18 protein-coding genes are annotated in these 18,550 nt (G+C 44.1%); 12 read left to right on the top strand and 6 right to left on the bottom strand.

What is annotated here, in order from left to right:
• Positions 1–81: 81 nt before the first annotated feature.
• The gene (locus tag ABD894_RS16410) at positions 82–588 is read right to left on the bottom strand and encodes a UpxY family transcription antiterminator (protein ID WP_345212150.1); all 507 of its coding nucleotides are present in this window, start codon (positions 586–588) and stop codon (positions 82–84) included.
• Between the two features lie 12 nt (positions 589–600).
• Positions 601–3,021 (bottom strand): GumC family protein, encoded by a 2,421-nt coding sequence (locus tag ABD894_RS16405; protein ID WP_345212149.1) that lies wholly within the window; start codon positions 3,019–3,021, stop codon positions 601–603.
• Positions 3,022–3,238: 217 nt separating this feature from the next.
• Between ABD894_RS16405 and ABD894_RS16400 the strand changes: the two genes are divergently transcribed.
• The 5 genes from ABD894_RS16400 to ABD894_RS16380 all read left to right on the top strand — a co-directional run bounded on the left by ABD894_RS16400 (position 3,239) and on the right by ABD894_RS16380 (position 7,925).
• Complete coding sequence (locus tag ABD894_RS16400; RefSeq protein ID WP_345212148.1) at positions 3,239–3,982, top strand: glycosyltransferase family 2 protein; 744 nt, start codon at positions 3,239–3,241, stop codon at positions 3,980–3,982.
• Between the two features lie 36 nt (positions 3,983–4,018).
• Positions 4,019–5,125, top strand: a complete 1,107-nt coding sequence (locus tag ABD894_RS16395) for an MraY family glycosyltransferase (protein WP_345212147.1) — start codon at positions 4,019–4,021, stop codon at positions 5,123–5,125.
• Between the two features lie 74 nt (positions 5,126–5,199).
• Positions 5,200–6,198, top strand: coding sequence for a type I glyceraldehyde-3-phosphate dehydrogenase (gap, locus tag ABD894_RS16390; protein WP_345212146.1), 999 nt, complete (start codon positions 5,200–5,202; stop codon positions 6,196–6,198).
• Positions 6,199–6,633 carry a GNAT family N-acetyltransferase gene (locus ABD894_RS16385; protein WP_345212145.1) on the top strand — a complete coding sequence of 145 codons (435 nt, stop codon included), beginning with the start codon at positions 6,199–6,201 and terminating at the stop codon, positions 6,631–6,633.
• Between the two features lie 101 nt (positions 6,634–6,734).
• On the top strand, positions 6,735–7,925 hold the full coding sequence (locus tag ABD894_RS16380) for a phosphoglycerate kinase (protein WP_345212144.1): 1,191 nt from the start codon (positions 6,735–6,737) through the stop codon (positions 7,923–7,925).
• A 209-nt stretch (positions 7,926–8,134) separates the two neighbouring features.
• Here ABD894_RS16380 and ABD894_RS16375 read toward each other — a convergent pair whose 3' ends face one another.
• Positions 8,135–9,385, bottom strand: a complete 1,251-nt coding sequence (locus ABD894_RS16375) for a BamA/TamA family outer membrane protein (protein ID WP_345212143.1) — start codon at positions 9,383–9,385, stop codon at positions 8,135–8,137.
• 336 nt (positions 9,386–9,721) lie between these two features.
• On the opposite strand from ABD894_RS16375, the gene ABD894_RS16370 reads away from it, so the two are divergent.
• The 6 genes from ABD894_RS16370 (at position 9,722) to ABD894_RS16345 (ending at position 15,090) form a co-directional block, all read left to right on the top strand.
• The gene (locus ABD894_RS16370; protein ID WP_345212142.1) at positions 9,722–11,587 is read left to right on the top strand and encodes a CocE/NonD family hydrolase; all 1,866 of its coding nucleotides are present in this window, start codon (positions 9,722–9,724) and stop codon (positions 11,585–11,587) included.
• A 107-nt stretch (positions 11,588–11,694) separates the two neighbouring features.
• The gene (locus ABD894_RS16365) at positions 11,695–11,955 is read left to right on the top strand and encodes a hypothetical protein (RefSeq protein ID WP_345212141.1); all 261 of its coding nucleotides are present in this window, start codon (positions 11,695–11,697) and stop codon (positions 11,953–11,955) included.
• 100 nt (positions 11,956–12,055) lie between these two features.
• On the top strand, positions 12,056–12,493 hold the full coding sequence (locus tag ABD894_RS16360; protein ID WP_345212140.1) for a hypothetical protein: 438 nt from the start codon (positions 12,056–12,058) through the stop codon (positions 12,491–12,493).
• Positions 12,494–12,874: 381 nt separating this feature from the next.
• Positions 12,875–14,038 carry a glycoside hydrolase family 172 protein gene (locus ABD894_RS16355; protein ID WP_345212139.1) on the top strand — a complete coding sequence of 388 codons (1,164 nt, stop codon included), beginning with the start codon at positions 12,875–12,877 and terminating at the stop codon, positions 14,036–14,038.
• Between the two features lie 65 nt (positions 14,039–14,103).
• A complete protein-coding gene (locus ABD894_RS16350; protein ID WP_345212138.1) occupies positions 14,104–14,523 on the top strand; it encodes a hypothetical protein in 420 nt (139 codons plus the stop codon).
• 249 nt (positions 14,524–14,772) lie between these two features.
• Entirely contained in the window at positions 14,773–15,090 is a 318-nt protein-coding gene (locus ABD894_RS16345; RefSeq protein WP_345212137.1) for a hypothetical protein, read from the top strand.
• A gap of 83 nt (positions 15,091–15,173) precedes the next feature.
• On the opposite strand, the gene ABD894_RS16340 is transcribed toward ABD894_RS16345, so the two are convergent.
• Both ABD894_RS16340 and ABD894_RS16335 read right to left on the bottom strand, forming a co-directional pair.
• Positions 15,174–15,893 (bottom strand): DUF3667 domain-containing protein, encoded by a 720-nt coding sequence (locus ABD894_RS16340; RefSeq protein WP_345212136.1) that lies wholly within the window; start codon positions 15,891–15,893, stop codon positions 15,174–15,176.
• 18 nt (positions 15,894–15,911) lie between these two features.
• Positions 15,912–16,178, bottom strand: a complete 267-nt coding sequence (locus ABD894_RS16335; protein WP_345212135.1) for a hypothetical protein — start codon at positions 16,176–16,178, stop codon at positions 15,912–15,914.
• Positions 16,179–16,266: 88 nt separating this feature from the next.
• Here ABD894_RS16335 and ABD894_RS16330 point away from each other — a divergent pair, with 88 nt between their 5' ends.
• The gene (locus ABD894_RS16330) at positions 16,267–17,028 is read left to right on the top strand and encodes a response regulator transcription factor (RefSeq protein WP_345212134.1); all 762 of its coding nucleotides are present in this window, start codon (positions 16,267–16,269) and stop codon (positions 17,026–17,028) included.
• Positions 17,029–17,051: 23 nt separating this feature from the next.
• Here ABD894_RS16330 and ABD894_RS16325 read toward each other — a convergent pair whose 3' ends face one another.
• Entirely contained in the window at positions 17,052–18,230 is a 1,179-nt protein-coding gene (locus ABD894_RS16325; RefSeq protein WP_345212133.1) for a DUF4419 domain-containing protein, read from the bottom strand.
• Between the last annotated feature and the right edge of the window lie 320 nt (positions 18,231–18,550).

Below are 18,550 nucleotides of genomic sequence, written 5' to 3'. Positions count from 1 at the left end.
TGTTTATCAGCAAGTTGATTTATTATGTTTTTGCTGATGGTTGTATGTTTTTGGCATCGAAATGATGCCCTTTATGTTGTTTTAATACCTTGCAATTAACGATGCCGCTACGTTGACAATAATGGAGCAGCCAATCCCATCCAGCCGTAAAGCCAGTTGCTTCTGCGAACGGTACTGGATAATCTCGCCGGTTATGCCTTTCAGCGGACCAGCCTTTATACATATCTTTTCGCCGGGTTGCAGGTGCCTTTCGGTTATCTCCAACTCGTACGCGCTGGCCATTAACAGTTTCAGGTCTTCCAGCTGCCTGTCGGGCATGGCGGCTACCTTGCCCGAAAAGTAAATGAAACGTGCTATCCCTTTCGTCATTAACACATTGGCCTGCTCATGCGGCGGTATGCGCACAAACAGGTACGATTTAATCAGTGGTTCTTCCGTCCATTTTTTACGGTCGCTCCACTGTTTAAGCTGTTTTTGCAGGGGCAAATAAACCTCAACGCCCTTGCTTTGCAATGCTTCGCAAGCCTTTTTTTCGGCCTTAGCGTGGGTGTATACCGGGTACCATTTTGCTGTTGCTGTAGTTGCCATAGGTTATGTTATTTATCGCCTGAACCAGTTTTTAATACTCCACTTACCGCCTTGTTGCCCCTCGGCATAATAGTTTGAGCCCTCGTACCCGCTATAATCCGAGTAGTAGTAATACCTGTTGCCATAATTGCCGCCGGTAAACTTGGTAGTGTAATAGCGTGAGTGTAGCATATCTTCGGCAAAGGCATTCAGTACGATCACCGTGTTGTTGATGCTGTACTCCTGCGCTATGCGCTGCGGCACCGTTGCCGCGTAAAATTTTGACTTGCCCGAACGGATCACGAATACATTGACATCGCTCACCCGAACCAGCGGAATAGCGTCGGATACCAAACCGATAGGCGCGGTATCAATCATAATAATATCGTAGCTGTTGCGCAGGCTTTCTATAAGAGCGGTCATCCTGTCGCTGTGCAGCAATTCGGATGGGTTAGGGGGCACCGGACCCGATGTAATAAAATCAACATTGGTATAGCCCGATGGGGAAATAATTTCGGCGGTTTCGCACTGGTTTGCGAGGTAATTGCTTAGGCCTTTGCTGTTAGCGGCCTTAAATGTTTTATGCAGTTTTGAACGGCGCAGGTCGGCGGCTATGAGTATTACCCGTTTGTTGATCAGCGCCAGCGTACAGGCTAAGTTAACAGCTACAAAAGATTTGCCTTCGCCCGCCACTTCAGAAGTAATGCAGATCACCTTACTGGCTTTTTCAGATGCCAGGAAACTCAAATTGGTGCGTACCGACCGTACCGATTCTGCAAAAATGGAGCGGGGCTTGCTTAGCGCCAGTATCTGGGTATTGAAATCGTCAATTTCGGCAGGGAACTTGCGTATAACGCCGATGATAGGTATGGTAGTTAGGCTCTCTACCGTTTCTTTATCATAAATATAAGGGTTAAGCACCCTGATCACTACAATAAGCCCAATGCCAACCAATAGTCCCAGTATAATCGCGGTACGGTGAATTTCGCGACTGTTAGGCGATATTGGCGTGGCCGATGTTTGCGCGGGTTCAATAATGGTAGCACCCGGTAAAATAGCCGACCGGCTGATCTGCGCTTCCAGCTTTTTCTCCGACAGGAAAGAATATACCTTTTCGTTGATCTCAAAATCACGTTTCATACTCACCAGGTCGCGTTCGGCAGCGGGCAGTTCTGAGATCTGGCGGTTAACCTGCGATAGTTGTCCGCTTAAATAATCGAGGTTCTTTTGTATGCGGATGCTTGAGGCGTACACATTATCCAGCGCCGCCTTTTTAACCATTTGCAGCTGCTTGTTTACATCCTGCACCGGTTGCGATGCCTCGTTGTAGGTTTTCAGCAAGGCGCTTTTTTCGATTAGTAAAGTATTGAAGCTGGTGATCAATCCGTTCAATAATGGGTCGACACTGCCCTCTAAATTAAAGTTGAGGCTTACGTTCTCTTTTTCGCTGCTAATGTGTTTTTTAAGCTGATCAATGGCGATCAGTTCTATCTTTAATAAGGAGCGCTGCGATTCTACCTCGCGGGCTTTCTCCAGTGCCTGGTCTGCCGCCGAACCCACATCCAGTATGCGCGCGTTCTGTTTGTACCGCTCTATCTTGTTTTCTGATCCTTGTACACCTTTCGAGAGGTCTATCAGCTGCGTATCAATAAAGTGGATCATCTGCGTAGCCGACTGTGTTTTCTGATTGCGATCATAATTGAGGTACTCGTTCATGATGGCGTTCAGTATATCGGCCGCGAATTGTGGGTTCGAGTCGGTTTGTTGCAACGATATAATGTTGGAGTTTTTGATCACTTCGCTGATGCGTAAGCCGCCCTTTACCCGGCCCAGCAGATCTTCGGGCGTGTTAAACTTAAAACGATAAGCCGCATGGTCAATCTCGGCGGCCATAGCAATGCTGAAGGTGGTGTTGCCAATAGTAACGGGGCTGTTGTAGGCGTAGGTTTTGTTCACCTCTTTACCGTTAATAATATAGTTAAGGGTGAACGAGCGCCTGTCTATCGGTTTATAATTAATATCGTCGTGGTAATAAGCAGTGCTGTCAAACTTAAGCAGTTGTATGTTGAGTGGCTTTTGCGGATAAAGTTCGCTGGTGCGTACCCGGCCTGCTATAAAAAAGCTGATGCGGTAATCAATATCCCTTATGGCGTTCAGCAGCAGGTTGCGGCTTTGTATCACAAAGGTTTCACTCTGTATTTTTGATGGCCCGCGGTCGGCATTATTGATCACGCTAACCAGGTCTGATATTTCCGATTTCTTTTCTTCCAGCTTAATGGTGCCTGTTGTGGCGTAGGTTTTAGGAGTATACCATAAGTATATATATGATGCAGCGGTAAACAGCACAACAGCGGCAGCTATCCAATACCAGCGGCTGAGCAGTATGCGGCCTATCTTAAAATAGTCGATATCCTGGTTGGGCAATTTAGGCTGTATGTTAACGTTTTCCTGCATTACCTTTAGCTGTTGTAAGTATGTTTTTCAAAGTCATTTATCTTCCCGGCCAATCTTCTTTTTTCCCAATTTAATACCCTCGCCCTTGTTTTTGTAAAGCAGTAAATTAGGTTATGACGCATATATAATTTAGGTTTGGTAACCGCCCGGTTGATGTATAAATTAGGCGGTGTTATCAAAAATAAATAATTTGAGATCATAAAAAAGGAGGCCAAAATTGGACGGTATCAAGATCACCCTCATAACGGTTTGTTATAACGCCGAAAGTACCATAAGCGCCTGCATTCAGTCGGTAATAAACCAGCGTTATGGCAACCTCCAATACATCATTATTGACGGTGCATCAACCGATAAAACGGTAGAAATTATCAGGCAGTTTGAGGGTCATTTTCATACCCTCATCAGTGAGCCCGATAAGGGTATTTATGATGCTATGAACAAGGGTATAGCCATGGCCACCGGCGAGGTGATAGGCATGCTGAATGCCGATGATATATTTGCTGCTGATAATATATTATCAACTGTTAATGAGTGTTTTAATAGTGATTTAGATATCCTTTACGGCGATTTGAATGTGGTAAATAAGCAGGGTAAAGTGATACGTAAATGGCGTTCGGCACCGTATCAAAAAGGCATCATGAACTGGGGCTGGATGCCCCCTCATCCCACCTTTTATTGCAGGCGAAAATTGTTCGAAAAACTGGGTAATTACAGGCTCGATTATGGCACCGCTGCCGACTATGAATTGATGCTTCGGTTTATGCACGGCAACATGCACAAAACTGAACGAACACCACTAATAATGGTTATAATGAACGCGGGAGGCGCAAGCAATAACAGCTATTTTAGTCGTATCAAAGCATTGATGAATGATATGCGGGCAATGCGCGAAAATGGCATCAGGTTTCCGTGGCTTACCGTGCTCTTAAAACCCCTCCGTAAAATTCATCAATACCTGTGAAGTTGTTTAGGTTTAACAATTATTCGGTGTTGAATAATGGATCACTATCTACAAATGTATCAGCCGTTATACTATGTGTTTATAGTGGGTTTCTCGGCCTTTATTACTTTCCTTGCCATGCCCTCCATTATACACGTAGCCGGTAAGCGGCATTTGTATGATGATCTGGGTCACTTCCGCAAACAGCACGATCATGGGATACCCCGGCTTGGCGGTGTAGCCATATTTTTAAGCTTTACTATTACCTGTCTGCTATTTTGCGCTACCGGCAAACTGCTGCCCTTAAACTATCTGCTTACCGCATGTATCATCCTGTTTGGTATGGGGCTTAAGGATGATCTTTCGGGTGTGGGTTCGGGTACCAAGTTCCTGGCGCAGTTTGTGGCCTGCGGTATCCTGGTTATCCCCGGCGATATAAGGCTTACCAGCATGTACGGCATCTTCGGTATTTATGATCTCGCTTATTTTCCCAGCGTGCTGCTTTCTGTTATCACTATAATGATGCTCATCAACGCCTTTAATCTCGTCGATGGTATCGACGGACTGGCGGCTACCACCGGTGTAGTAGCCAATTTGTTATTTGCCGCCCTGTTCTTATATACCAGGCATTACGAGCTGGCGGCCTTGTCGCTGGCTATTGTGGGGGCATTGTTCGGCTTTTTAAAGTTCAATATTACCCCCGCCCGCATCTTTATGGGCGATACCGGCTCCATGCTCATCGGACTCATCTCGGCAGTAATGGCCGTTAAATTTATCGAGGTAAACAAGGCTATTGAGGCCGCCAATATGCCGCAGGTAAATGCCGCGCCTGCCCTGGGGGTAGCTATACTGATAGGACCAATATTCGATACGCTAAGGGTATTCTTTCTGCGGATAATAAAGGGTTTATCGCCGTTTACGGCAGATAGGAACCACCTGCACCACCGTATGTTGCGCCTCGGTTTTAATCACCTCCAAACTACCGTTATACTCACTTTTGTAAATCTGACGGCCATTGTAGTGGTGCTCACCTTCAGCGAATTTGGTAATTCGGCACTGCTGCTGGCCATGGCCGGGGTAATGCTGGCCTTCAACTGGATCATCACTTTCTGCATCCGCTCGAAAGAGCGTGCGCATATTGCCCTGCGCAACCTGTTTGTGTAAGCAATATGGCTTAAGGCTGAATATTAGCTTCCTATAATTTTATAGCTTTGCAGCATATATTTCTTTGAATTATAATGAGGATAGCAATTAACGGGTTCGGGCGTATCGGCCGTATCTTTTTAAGGAGCATTTTAAACAGGCCGGGTATTGATGTGGTGGCCATAAATGATCTTACCGATACACAAACGCTTGCCCATCTCTTTAAGTACGACTCCGTTCACCGGGGTTTTAAAGGTAAGGTTGATTTTGATGGAGATAACCTGTACATCAACGATCACGAAATAAGGGTTTTCGCCGAGCGCGACCCATCGGCACTGCCCTGGAAAAAGCTGGATATTGACCTGGTGATAGAATCAACCGGGAAATTTACCTCTAAGGAAGGTGCCGAACAACACCTCATAGCAGGTGCCAAACAAGTAATTATATCGGCCCCGCCTACTGATAAAAGTGTGCCTACCGTGGTGCTGGGGGTTAATGATAAGGACGTTGATCTTACATCGCCCATCCTGTCGAACGCATCATGCACCACCAACAACGTGGCCGCCATGGTGAAAATACTCGACGAAAACTGGGGTATCATCGATGGTTATATTACCACCGTACACTCTATGACCGGCGACCAAAACCTGCACGATGCCCCGCATAAAGACCTGCGCCGTGCACGCGCGGCATCGGCATCTATCATCCCTACAACAACCGGCGCGGCCAAGGCCATTACCAATATATTTCCGCATCTCGAAGGTCGTTTAGGCGGCGCGGGCATCCGGGTACCGGTATTAAATGGTTCGTTAACTGATTTTACCTGTAGCCTTAAAATAGATACCACGGTGGAGGCGATCAACGAAGCTTTTAAAAATGCCGCCGCGAAAGGCTCGTTCAAAGATATTCTGGAGTATACCGAAGATCCGATAGTATCAACCGACATTTTAGATAATCCGCACAGTTGTATATTTGACGCGCAGCTTACCTCTATAGTAGGGGGCCTGGTAAAAGTAGTTGGCTGGTACGATAACGAAATGGGTTACTCAAGCCGCCTTGCCGACCTGGTTGTAAAAATAAGTCTGCTCAAATAAATGGTAAAGTTTATAAAGGTTGAAGAGTTGCTGCCCATCCGCAACGAGGTATTACGCGAAGGCAAACTGACTAACGAAGAATGCATCTTCTCCGGTGATGAGCTGGAAGGCGCTTTCCACCTGGGTTATTATATAGGCGACGAACTGGCCTGCGTGGCATCGTTCCACCCTAAAGGGTATGGCGAGTTTCATGGTACGGGTTACCAGTTGCGCGGTATGGCCACTATTGAAAAATACAGGGGTAAAGGTTATGGTAACCAGTTGCTTAACTTTGCCATAGTATACCTGCGCGGCCAAAAGGCCAACTATATGTGGTGTAATGCCCGTAAGTTGGCCAGCGGCTTTTATTTAAACATGGGTTTTGAAATAGTATCGCCCGAATTTGAAATTGCCGGCATAGGGCCGCACTACGTTATGTATGTTAAAATAAGATAACGTTTGAGTTAAAAAAACTATCTTTTTAACAATTGACATTCGCTTTTTGGAATAAAATGCTGATTTTGCGCCCCTGAGCGTTAATAACTCACAGATATAGTATGAAAACAATAGATCAAATAAGTTTTGCCGGTAAAAAAGCCCTTATTAGGGTTGATTTTAACGTACCTCTTGATAAGGATTACAATATTACCGACGACAACCGCATAACAGCTGCCCTGCCTACTATCAAAAAAATATTGAAAGATGGCGGCGCGGTTATCCTGATGTCGCACCTTGGCCGACCAAAAGATGGCCCGACCGAAAAATACTCATTGAAGCACGTGGTAAAACATTTGTCTGATCTGTTGGGTCAGCAGGTTGAATTTGCTGATGATTGCATTGGCGCGCAGGCTGTTGAAAAAGCAGGCGAGCTTGAAAAAGGCGAAGTGTTGTTATTAGAGAACCTTCGTTTTTATAAAGAAGAAGAAAAAGGCGATAAAGACTTTGCCGAAAAATTATCAAAGTTAGGTGATATATACGTGAACGATGCCTTTGGTACCGCTCACCGCGCGCACGCTTCAACAGCGGTTATCGCGCAGTTTTTCCCTGATGCCAAATACTTTGGTTACCTGATGGCGGGCGAGCTGGCCAATGCCGAAAAGGTATTAAACGGTGCTGCCAAACCTTTCACCGCTATTATGGGTGGTGCTAAGGTATCTGATAAAATTGAACTGATCGAAGCATTATTAAGCAAGGTTGATAACCTGATCATCGGTGGTGGTATGGCTTATACCTTTGCTAAAGCGCAGGGCGGCCAGATTGGTAAATCGCTGGTTGAGGCTGATAAGCTTGAACTGGCCCTTAGTCTGATTGAAAAAGCTAAAGAAAAAGGCGTTAACCTATTGTTACCTACCGATTCTGTAATTGCCGATAACTTTGCCAATGATGCCAATACCGACATCGCGCCAAACGATAACATTAAAGACGGCTGGATGGGTTTAGATATCGGTCCGGATTCTATCGCTGTATTCAGCAAGGTAGTAGCCGAATCAAAAACCGTTTTATGGAATGGTCCGATGGGCGTTTTTGAAATGGAAAAATTTGAAAAAGGTACCAAAGCCGTAGCAGATGCAGTAGTAACCGCAACCGAAAACGGCGCGTTCTCGCTGATAGGCGGTGGTGATTCGGCAGCAGCGGTTGCCAAGTTTAACCTTACCCACGAAGTAAGCTATGTATCAACAGGCGGCGGCGCATTGTTAGAGTACATGGAAGGTAAAGAACTACCTGGCGTAAAAGCCATCAACGAGTAATCGTTACCATAACAATACAAGAAAAAGGCAACCTGGATAAGGTTGCCTTTTTTGTTGTTGACTGCTTTACGAAGTTTTTAAAGCTTCGTAAAGCTTTATATTGGGCAGTCTATGGTCGGTGTTATTACCACATCACTTATCAAGTTTTTCTTTATAGAGAATCTGCACATAAGCGATATAGCAAATAATGTATTAATTATCGTATGGCTTTAGAAAATCTCCCCTACAGTTACGAAGATTCCGTTTGAGCCATGATTGCCGAACCCGTAATCAATAGCGATGTTGGTTCTTGACACCTTGTTTAGTTTGATACGTAATCCTGCTCCGTAACCGGGTTGCAAAGCCTGCAAGCCAGTGCCTGTAGCAGCCGAAAACGACTGGCCATTTACAAACACCACCCCACCTAATAAACCATTGGTCGTTATTTGATACCTGTATTCGCTTTCTAAGTAAATCATTTGAGCCCCTCTGAAACGCCCCTGTATATAGCCCCTGCCTGTACCATTGTTTTGATCCCAGGTAGAGGCGGGTAGGTCAAGGTAGGGCGGCTTTCCGCTCAGTACCAGCCAGTCGTAACTCCAGAAGGCAATTACATTTTTAGAACCTGAAGGCAGCCTGTAATACTTGCGCACGTCAACTATAAGAGATTTCCATGATGATGTACTACCCAAAAACTTTTTGTTATCACGATAAATTACTGCCGCATAAAATCCCTTTGTAGGTGTAATTGTGCTATTACGCATATCAAAAAGCGCGTTAAGTGTTATACCGGAGGATATCGTTTTGCTTTGTTGACCATAGCGTGCATAATCAGATAGGCTACCATCCGGATTGCCTTTTTCTTCTATTCCATAATGATGATCAAAAATAAACCCGGCACCAGCGTAAAAGTTGCCCTTGATTTTCTTCAGGATGGTTTCAGCAAAACGGATCAGCGTGTAGTCCATAGGATCATCATTGGCTGTTGATGAATTACTGCCCAATCCGAAAGTGCTTTGGGGGTATTTATAATATTTAATATCGCCTATGTAGTTAAATGCGTTGTTATTGGTCCAAATGTTTGACTGGATCGGTATCAGAATCTGTTTTCGCTGTGTATAAGCAATATTGGAAGATATTGTTGAAATGCGGGCACCGGGTGACATACGGAATGCAACATTACCCGAAAGTGTAGCTGCCAGCTGCGTTTGCAATGTGTAGCCCACAGCAGGCAAAACCGAAAAAACTGGTTTGATACCAATTACCGATGACTTATTGTCGGCAGCAGAGTGCTTTTTAAAAATGCCCAGAATAACATCATAAATATCTTTCTGCTGTATCGTATCGGCACTTGAAGCCACCAGTGTATCATTTAAACGGTGTTGGTTAAGCGGAATGATAGACGTTTTATGCTGAGCGTTAACTGTTCCCGATAAAAGTGACATACCCCCAACAAGCAATACCAATAAAGCTATTTTCATGCGTATTTATACAAATAAAGATATCACCATAGGAGCTATAATTGTTTTCGCAAATATACGATTTGAAAAATATCTGCCCCTGGTTAAAGCATTTGGTGATTACCACCGCAAATCAAACCAGCTTATATCTCATAATTTGAAATATTCATACGCATTTTATAATACCCTAAAATACCATTATTCAGGCAATCTTGATTGTCTGAGTAAGGGCATCAGCCTATGGCCGGTGTTGTCACCGCAATCATCATAAAGTAGTATCAGCAACTTTCCTTTCTCAATTGCAATACTCCGTTTTCCTAACTTTCACTACATTTAGCCGTTAATTTCCTCGTAAAAATGAAAAAAGCCACACTATTCGCCTTTAGCTTTATGCTTTTGGCGTTTGTTACTTTCGCACAGCCGCAAACCCCCGATGCCGGTTATGTAAAAGACAATTACGTTAAGCACGAATACCAGATACCCATGCGCGATGGCAAAAAGCTGTTCACGTCGGTATATGTTCCTAAAGATCAGTCGAAGAAATACCCCATAATGATGGACCGCACGCCCTACAGCGTAGCGCCTTACGGAACAGATAAATATAAAGGTAGCCTTGGCCCGTCGGAATTATTTATGAAAGACGGTTATATTTTTGTGTACCAGGATGTACGCGGCCGCTGGATGAGTGAAGGTATTTACGAGGAAATGACGCCCGAAAAAGAAGTGCACAAAACCAATAACGATGTTGATGAAGGTACCGATACTTATGACACTATCGACTGGCTGATCAAGAACCTGCCGAACAACAATGGCAAGGTAGGCGTATGGGGCATATCGTATCCCGGGTTTTATACTACTACGGCATTATTGAGCCGTCACCCTGCACTGGTGGCCGCATCGCCGCAGGCGCCCATTGCCGATCTGTACCGCGATGATGCCTTCCACAACGGAGCATTTATGCTGGTGGCTAACTTCGGCTTTTACCCCGGTTTTACCAACAGGCAGGATGATAAACCCACCCAGCGCAGGGGAAAGGGCTTTGACCCGGGTACAGAGGATGGCTATAAATTCTTCATGGAAATGGGATCGATGCGAAACTCCAACGTGAAATATTATAAGGATACCATTCGCCTTTGGAACGAAATGATGGATCACCCCAATTACGATCAGCACTGGAAAGACCGCAACGTATTGCCGCACCTGCACGATATTAAAACCGCTGTACTGGTAACCGGTGGCTGGTACGATGCCGAGGACCTTTACGGTGCCATCAATACTTATAAAACGCTGGCGCAAAAAAATCCTGCAACGCCCATATACTTCGCTATGGGGCCGTGGGTGCACGGCGGCTGGGCGCGTGGCAATGGCGATCATTTAGGCGATGTTGATTTCGGTGCGGCAACGTCTCCTTTCTACCGCGAAAATATCGAGTTCAAATTTTTTAGCCATTACCTGAAAGGGACTGATTTTGATCTGCCTAAAATATCCGCTTTTGAAACCGGAGCCAACAAGTGGCATAGCTATAAGGTATGGCCGCCAAAAGAGGCTACAGAAAAGAATTTGTACTTTTTACCCAATGGTAAACTATCGTTCACCGCGCCTGCCGATGCTAAGGACAGCTTCGACGAGTTCGTATCAGACCCGGCCAATCCGGTGCCGTTCATAGACGGTATTAGCATGGATATGAACAGGGAATACATGACCGCCGACCAGCGCTTCGCCGCCAAAAGAAAAGACGTGCTAACCTACCAAACCGACGTATTAACCGATGATGTAACCATTGCGGGTAACATTTGGGCCAACCTTAAAGTAGCCACCACAGGCACCGATGCCGACTGGGTGGTAAAGGTAATTGACGTATACCCCGACACCACTACGGCAGGTAAGTTCACCGGTAAAGATGTAAGCCCGGCAGGCTACCAACAAATGGTACGCAGCGAGGCCATGCGCGGTAAGTTTCGCAACAGTTTTGAAAAGCCCGTGCCGTTTGTCCCCGGTAAGGTAAGTCCGGTGAATTTTGAACTGCAAGACCTGCTGCACACCTTTAAAAAAGGCCACCGCATAATGGTTCAGGTACAAAGCACCTGGTTCCCGCTTATCGACAGGAATACCCAACAGTTTCAGGATATTATGAAAGCTAAGGATACCGATTTCAAAAAAGCCACCCATAAGGTGTATACCTCAAAAGCGCATCCGAGTTATTTGAAGGTGAGGGTAATGTGAGATGGTAAGAGGTTGGTTAGTGATAGTTCTTACAGCGTTAATGTTGGGTTGTACTAATGAATGCTTACTACAGGATAATCGCCCCGCTTTTATAATACTTTAACAAAATGACTTATAATGTTAATGAAATGTATGAGTACCTGCTTACTGAACTGGATAGTAAAAGTATCAGGTATAATGATCAAATATTTGACTCCGGATGTAGGATGATAGATATTTGGTACGGCGATCTTTTTTATGTAGTTCAAATAGAAGAGGACTCTGTTGGTTTTTCAATTGTAGAAGAGGCAGGCTTCGGTACGATACCAGACATGCATTTTTTCGACATTGAAAAGTTTAAAATAAAACTACGGTCGGTTTTTGGGTAATATATTTTCCCTGCGATATGATCCCCCGCTTTCAATTAAAAATACTATACCCTGTTACATATCCGTATCGCTTTACGTAATACTTATATAAACTACTATTATGCTGAAGAAATTAACAATGGTATTGCTGGTTGCCGTATTGGCTTCGTGCGATAAAAAGGACAGTGGTAAATGCAGTAACCGGGTATGTACTGAAATATTCGCTTCGGTAGGCTTTCGGTTTTTAAAGCAGGACGGGAGCGGCATCATCGTTAAAAACTACAGCGTAGTTAATCAGCAAACAAAAGATACCATTACCATAAAAGACACCGGAACATTGAGTATTGGCATCAACGAGTTACGCGCCCCGGGATACTATACCGTAATAAACGATTCCTACAAAGATAAACTAACCGAAGCCGGTATCGACCTGAAAGTAAGCGGCACTGATTCTTTACACAACCAAACCAAAACGGCCATTGTAAAGGTGGGGGTAGACGAATGTGGTTGCCACGTGAAAAAAATCTCCGGTCCCGACGAAATAAAGTTTGACAATTGAAAAGCGCTTTTTAATTCTTCTTAGTGTTTAATTGTTGTGTAAAACCCGGTTCAGGCCGGGTTTTGTTTTTTGAGGTATTCGAAAGGTTTTAAACTCCCTCCTTGAGGAGGGGTGCGTTGGGAACTGTAGTGGCAGGGAGGTGTTTATGCAGCCTTTCTGGGAAAAATACCTACGAAACCCCTCCCTACACCCTCCCGAGGGAGGGAATCGCACTTGCCCCGCTTTTTGAGTCAAATAATCCCTCAATAAAAAACTCCGCGTAACTCCGTGCAAACCTCCGCTTCCTCCGCGGTTAAAAATCTACGCTTAAACAAGCCTCAAATAATTAACTTTGGTTAGCTTGTATCAACAAACTACTGTCACCAATAAAACCACACCGCTATGAAAAAACTGCTTTCCCTTTTATTGCTATGCTTAGGTATCAACAGCTACGCCCAGCAACCTGCTAAATTCAACGGACTGGATATGAACCTGGGCAATCTCTCGCGATTGTCGGATGCGCAAACACGGTCAATCAGTCCGGAAAATTTTACGGGTGGCAAAGGAAAAGGAGCCATGGCCGACCCGGTGAAGAACAAAGGGCAGCGCAACGTGGCCAATGCAGCTAACGAAGCACGCGATCTGGGTATCGGCTGGAAAGTGAACCCCTTTATTATTGTTAATCCCGGCGAAACCATTACCATTGCCGAAATGGAGGGCCCCGGCGCTATACAGCAAATATGGATGACACCAACCGGTAACTGGCAGTTCTCCATCCTGCGTTTTTACTGGGATGATGAAACCGAACCATCGGTAGAAGCCCCTGTAGGCGCGTTCTTCGGCATGGGCTGGAACGAGTACGCGCCGCTCAACTCATTGCCGGTAACTGTTAACCCCGGCAGTGCTTTTAACTGCTATTGGAAAATGCCATTCCGCAAAAAATGCCGGGTTACTTTAGAAAATATAAACAAGGCTGCCGAAATGCGCCTTTACTACCAGATCAATTATACCCTTACCGAAGTTGGGAACGACGAAGCTTACTTTCATGCCCAATACCGCCGCTCAAACCCGAACACCACATCGGTACATACCATATTAGATGGCGTTAAGGGCAAAGGGCAGTATGTGGGTACCTACATGGGGATCGGTGTAAACAATAATGGCTGGTGGGGTGAGGGCGAAATCAAGTTTTACATGGATGGCGATAAAGAATATCCCACCATTGCAGGTACCGGCACCGAAGATTATTTCTGCGGATCGTACAATTTTGACAGGGGAGGCAAGTATGTGGAGTTTTGTACACCCTATGCGGGTTTGCACCAGGTGATCCGTCCGGATGGCGCTTACCGGGCACAGCAAAGGTTTGGCCTGTACCGCTGGCATATTATGGACCCGGTGAGGTTTGATAAAGATTTGAAAGTAACTATTCAGGATTTGGGCTGGCGCGATGGCGGGCGGTACCTGGCTCAAAAGTCGGATATTATAACGGTGGCCTACTGGTACCAGCGCGAGCCTCATGCCAAATTCCCGAAACTACCCTCGAAGGACGAATTGGAAGTAAACTAAAAAATAGTTGATTAAGACTGTTGCGTTTTGGTAGTCATCACCGTATCAGGTAAAAAGCCCCGATTATGCGTAAAAGTATTTTAGCCATTTTAGCTGTAGCATTGCTGGCATCGGCATGCAGCAAAACCAAAAAGTCAACCTGCGGCGAGCAAATTTGCACGGCCAATTTCGCTTACATAATGATAAGCTTTTTGGATAAGGATGGTAACCCTACAGAGGTGAAAGATTACCACGCCATTAATTTGCGCACAAAAGATACCGTTAAAAGTATGGTGAACGTAAGTATTAACACGGTTCCCGGCACTTTCGCGGTAGTTGATGATAGCCACATAACGAAGTTATCAGACGGTGGCGACGATATTGAGGTATCTGCCACATCGGTTACAGGCAACCAAACTAAAAAGGGCATTTTAAAAGTATCGGGCGGTAAATGCGCCTGCCATATTACCAAAGTATCAGGTCCCGATCAAATAAAGTTCGACTAAAGGTTCTTCTTCTTAAAATAATAGTGTTTAATTGAGGATGGGGCCCGGCTTGCCGGGTCTTATCTTTTTAAACGTCACCCCAATAACTTCTTATAAAAATACTGCTTAGCTTTGTATAGCTTAACCGGCATTACATCTTACCAAAAAAACACCATGAAAAAACTCCTGTACCTCCCGTTATTAGTTATTGTATTTGCTGCGTGCAGCAAAAGGTTGCAAACACAAAAATGCCCAGATAAAATTTGCACTATGATATTTGCCAGCGTACCTGTAAGCTATGTTGATAATGCAGGCAAACCCGCGGCGGTAAAAAATTACAAGGTTATAAACCTGCGCACTAAAGAAGATATTACCCATGCCGATAACCGCAACATAACGGCCACTACATTTACCATAGCCGACGATAGCGACCTCAAGCGCATATCAGAAGCGGGCGACGATATTTTACTTACCGCTACAGATAGCGCCACTAACAAGCAACTGCGCGACACCGTTAAAATTGCCGGCGGCGTATGTGCCTGCCACGTAGCACGCATTTCGGGGCCGGAGCAAATAAAGGTGAATTAAAGGTTAACTGATAACACGTATTCAAAACAACAAAAGCCTCCGCGGTTGCAAAGGCTTTTTGTTGTTATGTGTATGGTTTTTGGTTAATGCTTGATAAGCAGATCGATACTGATACCTATGATCAGCGTAATCAGGCTAACGGTGAGTAAACCTAATAGGTAAGCCGCGAACGCTTTTGCATAGCCGCCTATTTTTTTGGCGTTGAAAAACTGCCCTACGGCCCATGTTGAATATATAAAGTAAACAACGCCCGAAACGGGTAATACTTTAAGTTTGGTTAAGCCCTCAACCACGGCAAAAACAGTAAATATCAGCATGCCCATGCCTATTACAAAGCATAGCAGTATCAGTATCTCAAAAAAGTTATAACCGCTGTTGCGGAAGAAAAGCTTAAGCCAAAGCGCTATGAATACGCCTATAATAATGTTTGAATAACCGTAATGGCTTTGTACCCACTCGTTCATCGCGTTGGTTGATGAGCCTTTCATATCTTCTATATGAAAATAACCTTCTTCAATGTGAAAAGTATGGTTAACAATGGTATAAAGCAGCGATGATATAATGATGAATACAATGGGTTTTACCAGCCTGTCGCGGTTTTCGGCAATAAACAAGCGTATGCTTTTGCCGGGGCGCAGCAAAAGTTCTTTAACAGTATAAAGTATGCCCTTTTCAAAATGCAGGATGTGCAATATTTCATGCTGAATGTAATGCCCGTCTATCCGTTTAAGTTTAGCCGATTGTCCGCATTGCGGGCAGTAGTTAAGCGTTATATCAGTGTTGCAATGCGCGCAATTTACCATGAGTACAATAATGAAGGATTAGTTATTGGCAGCTACGTCCTGCTTACGTGAGCTGATCTCGCCGTTTATTGATTTTAACGAATTAAAAATAGGTAGCCAGGTGATGGGCAGTACCATTAATGGAACCAGCGAGCCTATTGATATATTTTTCGATTTGAAGAAATACAGGTAGGCATAAACGAAAAGCAAAACTACAGCGAGGGTAATAGAGGTGATCAAAATGCTTTTTAGCTTAGTTCTTCGCGCTGTTAATTCGGTTAAGCTTAATGCCGATAGTTGTTCCATAATGCGATAATGCTTTGCTACAAAAATTAAAAAAGGGATTTTCTTGCTAACTACACTTTGGTGTAGATTTGTAACTTAGCGTTAACCGATGAAAAATGATACTACAAACGGCTTACTGACCCGTAACAAGGTGAACCAGGTGGCCGAAGCTGATTACCTGCAACAGCACGATTACCTGGAAGCCGTAAGATCATTCGCGCGCTTAACTTACAAGAGCGTGTACATCATTGATTATGAAAAGATGGGGTTTGAGTATGTATCAGATAATCCCTTGTTTTTAAGCGGATTCACTGCCGCGCAGGTGCTGGCTATGGGTTACGAATTCTATTTCAAAAATGTGCCCGAACAAGACCTGCAATTGCTTACTGCCATTAACCAGGCCGGTTTCGACTTTTTTGATAAAGTGCCCGGCAACGAAAAGAAAGAGTACAGTATCACTTACGATTTTCACCTTATTAATAAGGATGGCAGGCCGGTGCTGATCAACCATAAACTTACGCCCCTTTTTTTAACAAGCGAAGGCAAAATGTGGAAGGCCATCTGCGTTGTTTCCATATCGCACCATCAGCAGGCGGGTAATGCTTTTATTACCAAACAGGGTACCGATAAAATATGGCAGCTGGATACAACAAACCAGGTTTGGCTAAGATTGGTTAAGCCTAAACTTACCAAACGCGAAATCGAAGTACTGCATCTGCACGCGCAGGGACTAACCATTAACCAAATTGCCGAAAAAATATTTGTAGCCCCCGATACCGTTAAATATTACCGCCGCCGAATTTTTGAACGCCTGAATGTAAGTAATATAGTAGAAGCCCTGGCTTATGCGGTAAACAGCAAAATTATTTAAGGGGCTGTATTACGAAAGCAAACCTATTCAATCTCATTTTCCGATTTCTTATTTACTGCCCAGCCGATCACCGGCTTAATATTAAATGTGTTTGGATTTTGTGCGACACCCATAAATCCCGCCCAGAGTTCCATATTAAAAGATTGTTTTATTTTGCCGGCTTCATCTTCTACTTCAACTATAAACGGTACGTTAGACAGTTCTTTGGGTAAGTCGTCTACATTTTTAATTTCTTTAAACTGAGATCGTTCTAAATATAGAGTTTTGGTTTTGAATGCCGGGTCGTCTGTATTTGCTACCGGTATATCAATAATTTTGTTGTCTTTTGTTGCGTTCTCCTCCGGCATATTTCCGGCATTCAAATAAGGATAAAATTTTAACAGCCAGCCGTCAATACCATCGTATGATCCATATATGCCTGCTTTATGGTATTTGATCATGTTCATCCAAAACTGCTTGTCAACTTTTCCGTTCTTTGTATCGATGATCTTTTGAATTACGGGCTTCAGTTCAGATGTCCACCAGGTCAAATCATACCGGGATAAATAGTCCAGGCGAGTCAGGATTTTTTTCCAGTCTTTAACGCTTCCTTCAATAGTTACTTTAGGTATGCCACAGCCTATAAACTTAACTTTATAATTGAAGAATTCTTTCATCGACTCCATGATCATCACTTGGCTTGCAAGCCGGGTAGTTGAAGTGGTCGTGCTAAAATCAGCCGTTAAATTTCCCACCAGTTTTTTACCTGTAAAATTGGCTATCTGCTCGCTAAATTCCGGGAATAGGGTTTCCCATTTGAAATCTTTCATGTTCGTAAGCTCTTTTGAGTTGCGTATTACTTGTAAAGTCTTTTTTCCTTCAAAATTTACAAGTTTAGCCCTCAGCTTTTCGGGGTTACTGGTTACATGGTTCGCGAAACCTTTAGAGATGAGCAACCACATAATATCCGGGCTAATTGTTACCGGGTAGTGATTTTGATAGGCCCTTAAATACCCTAAAATGAGCGCGTGCGTTCCGAGGTCGACAATTTCATCAGTCACGGAAAGTTTAATGATGTTTTTATCAATGTTTTGAAATAACATATCGCCGGATACTGTGGGTAAAAGCTTTTCCGGTTTAGTCAGTTTTTCTATTTGATAGGTTTGAGCCTGTGTGCCGCAATAGGTGAAGATAAGGCAAAGCACAAAAGTTAACTTATTCATGCAATTAATGGTTGAGGTTTATAATTGGCTAAATATAAGGTATTCAATATGACTTTATATTTAGTGCTCTCCGTTTTTTCTGTGTATTGATTAATAGTCGGAAAACTGTTGAGCCATCGGCCGCCACCAACGCGCAATGTAGTTTAATAAATAGCTTCAATATAAATAACCCGTAAAAATCTGTACTTCTCACCCCTAAAAACCTGGCCCATAGCCGGGTTTTTGCGTTTGCAGGGATACGCCAAACCACCCCAAAAAATGTTGATAACTTTTTGGTGGGAAAAAGTGGTAGAAAGTGGTAAAAGTAAATTACTTTTACG

The sequence above is a fragment of the Mucilaginibacter gynuensis genome (assembly GCF_039541195.1).
GTDB classification, from domain to species: Bacteria; Bacteroidota; Bacteroidia; order Sphingobacteriales; family Sphingobacteriaceae; genus Mucilaginibacter; species Mucilaginibacter gynuensis.
This window is presented reverse-complemented; position numbering and strand designations above follow the sequence as displayed.

Excerpts from the sequence above, each read along its gene's own strand:
- ABD894_RS16380 (WP_345212144.1), top strand. The coding sequence starts at position 6,735 with ATGAAAACAATAGATCAAATAAGTTTTGCCGGTAAAAAAGCCCTTATT.
- ABD894_RS16360 (WP_345212140.1), top strand. The coding sequence starts at position 12,056 with ATGCTGAAGAAATTAACAATGGTATTGCTGGTTGCCGTATTGGCTTCG.
- ABD894_RS16335 (WP_345212135.1), bottom strand. The coding sequence starts at position 16,178 with ATGGAACAACTATCGGCATTAAGCTTAACCGAATTAACAGCGCGAAGA.
- ABD894_RS16410 (WP_345212150.1), bottom strand. The coding sequence starts at position 588 with ATGGCAACTACAGCAACAGCAAAATGGTACCCGGTATACACCCACGCT.
- ABD894_RS16365 (WP_345212141.1), top strand. The coding sequence starts at position 11,695 with ATGACTTATAATGTTAATGAAATGTATGAGTACCTGCTTACTGAACTG.
- ABD894_RS16375 (WP_345212143.1), bottom strand. The coding sequence starts at position 9,385 with ATGAAAATAGCTTTATTGGTATTGCTTGTTGGGGGTATGTCACTTTTA.
- ABD894_RS16370 (WP_345212142.1), top strand. The coding sequence starts at position 9,722 with ATGAAAAAAGCCACACTATTCGCCTTTAGCTTTATGCTTTTGGCGTTT.
- ABD894_RS16395 (WP_345212147.1), top strand. The coding sequence starts at position 4,019 with ATGGATCACTATCTACAAATGTATCAGCCGTTATACTATGTGTTTATA.
- ABD894_RS16355 (WP_345212139.1), top strand. The coding sequence starts at position 12,875 with ATGAAAAAACTGCTTTCCCTTTTATTGCTATGCTTAGGTATCAACAGC.
- gap (WP_345212146.1), top strand. The coding sequence starts at position 5,200 with ATGAGGATAGCAATTAACGGGTTCGGGCGTATCGGCCGTATCTTTTTA.
- ABD894_RS16325 (WP_345212133.1), bottom strand. The coding sequence starts at position 18,230 with ATGAATAAGTTAACTTTTGTGCTTTGCCTTATCTTCACCTATTGCGGC.
- ABD894_RS16350 (WP_345212138.1), top strand. The coding sequence starts at position 14,104 with ATGCGTAAAAGTATTTTAGCCATTTTAGCTGTAGCATTGCTGGCATCG.
- ABD894_RS16340 (WP_345212136.1), bottom strand. The coding sequence starts at position 15,893 with ATGGTAAATTGCGCGCATTGCAACACTGATATAACGCTTAACTACTGC.
- ABD894_RS16330 (WP_345212134.1), top strand. The coding sequence starts at position 16,267 with ATGAAAAATGATACTACAAACGGCTTACTGACCCGTAACAAGGTGAAC.
- ABD894_RS16405 (WP_345212149.1), bottom strand. The coding sequence starts at position 3,021 with ATGCAGGAAAACGTTAACATACAGCCTAAATTGCCCAACCAGGATATC.
- ABD894_RS16345 (WP_345212137.1), top strand. The coding sequence starts at position 14,773 with ATGATATTTGCCAGCGTACCTGTAAGCTATGTTGATAATGCAGGCAAA.
- ABD894_RS16385 (WP_345212145.1), top strand. The coding sequence starts at position 6,199 with ATGGTAAAGTTTATAAAGGTTGAAGAGTTGCTGCCCATCCGCAACGAG.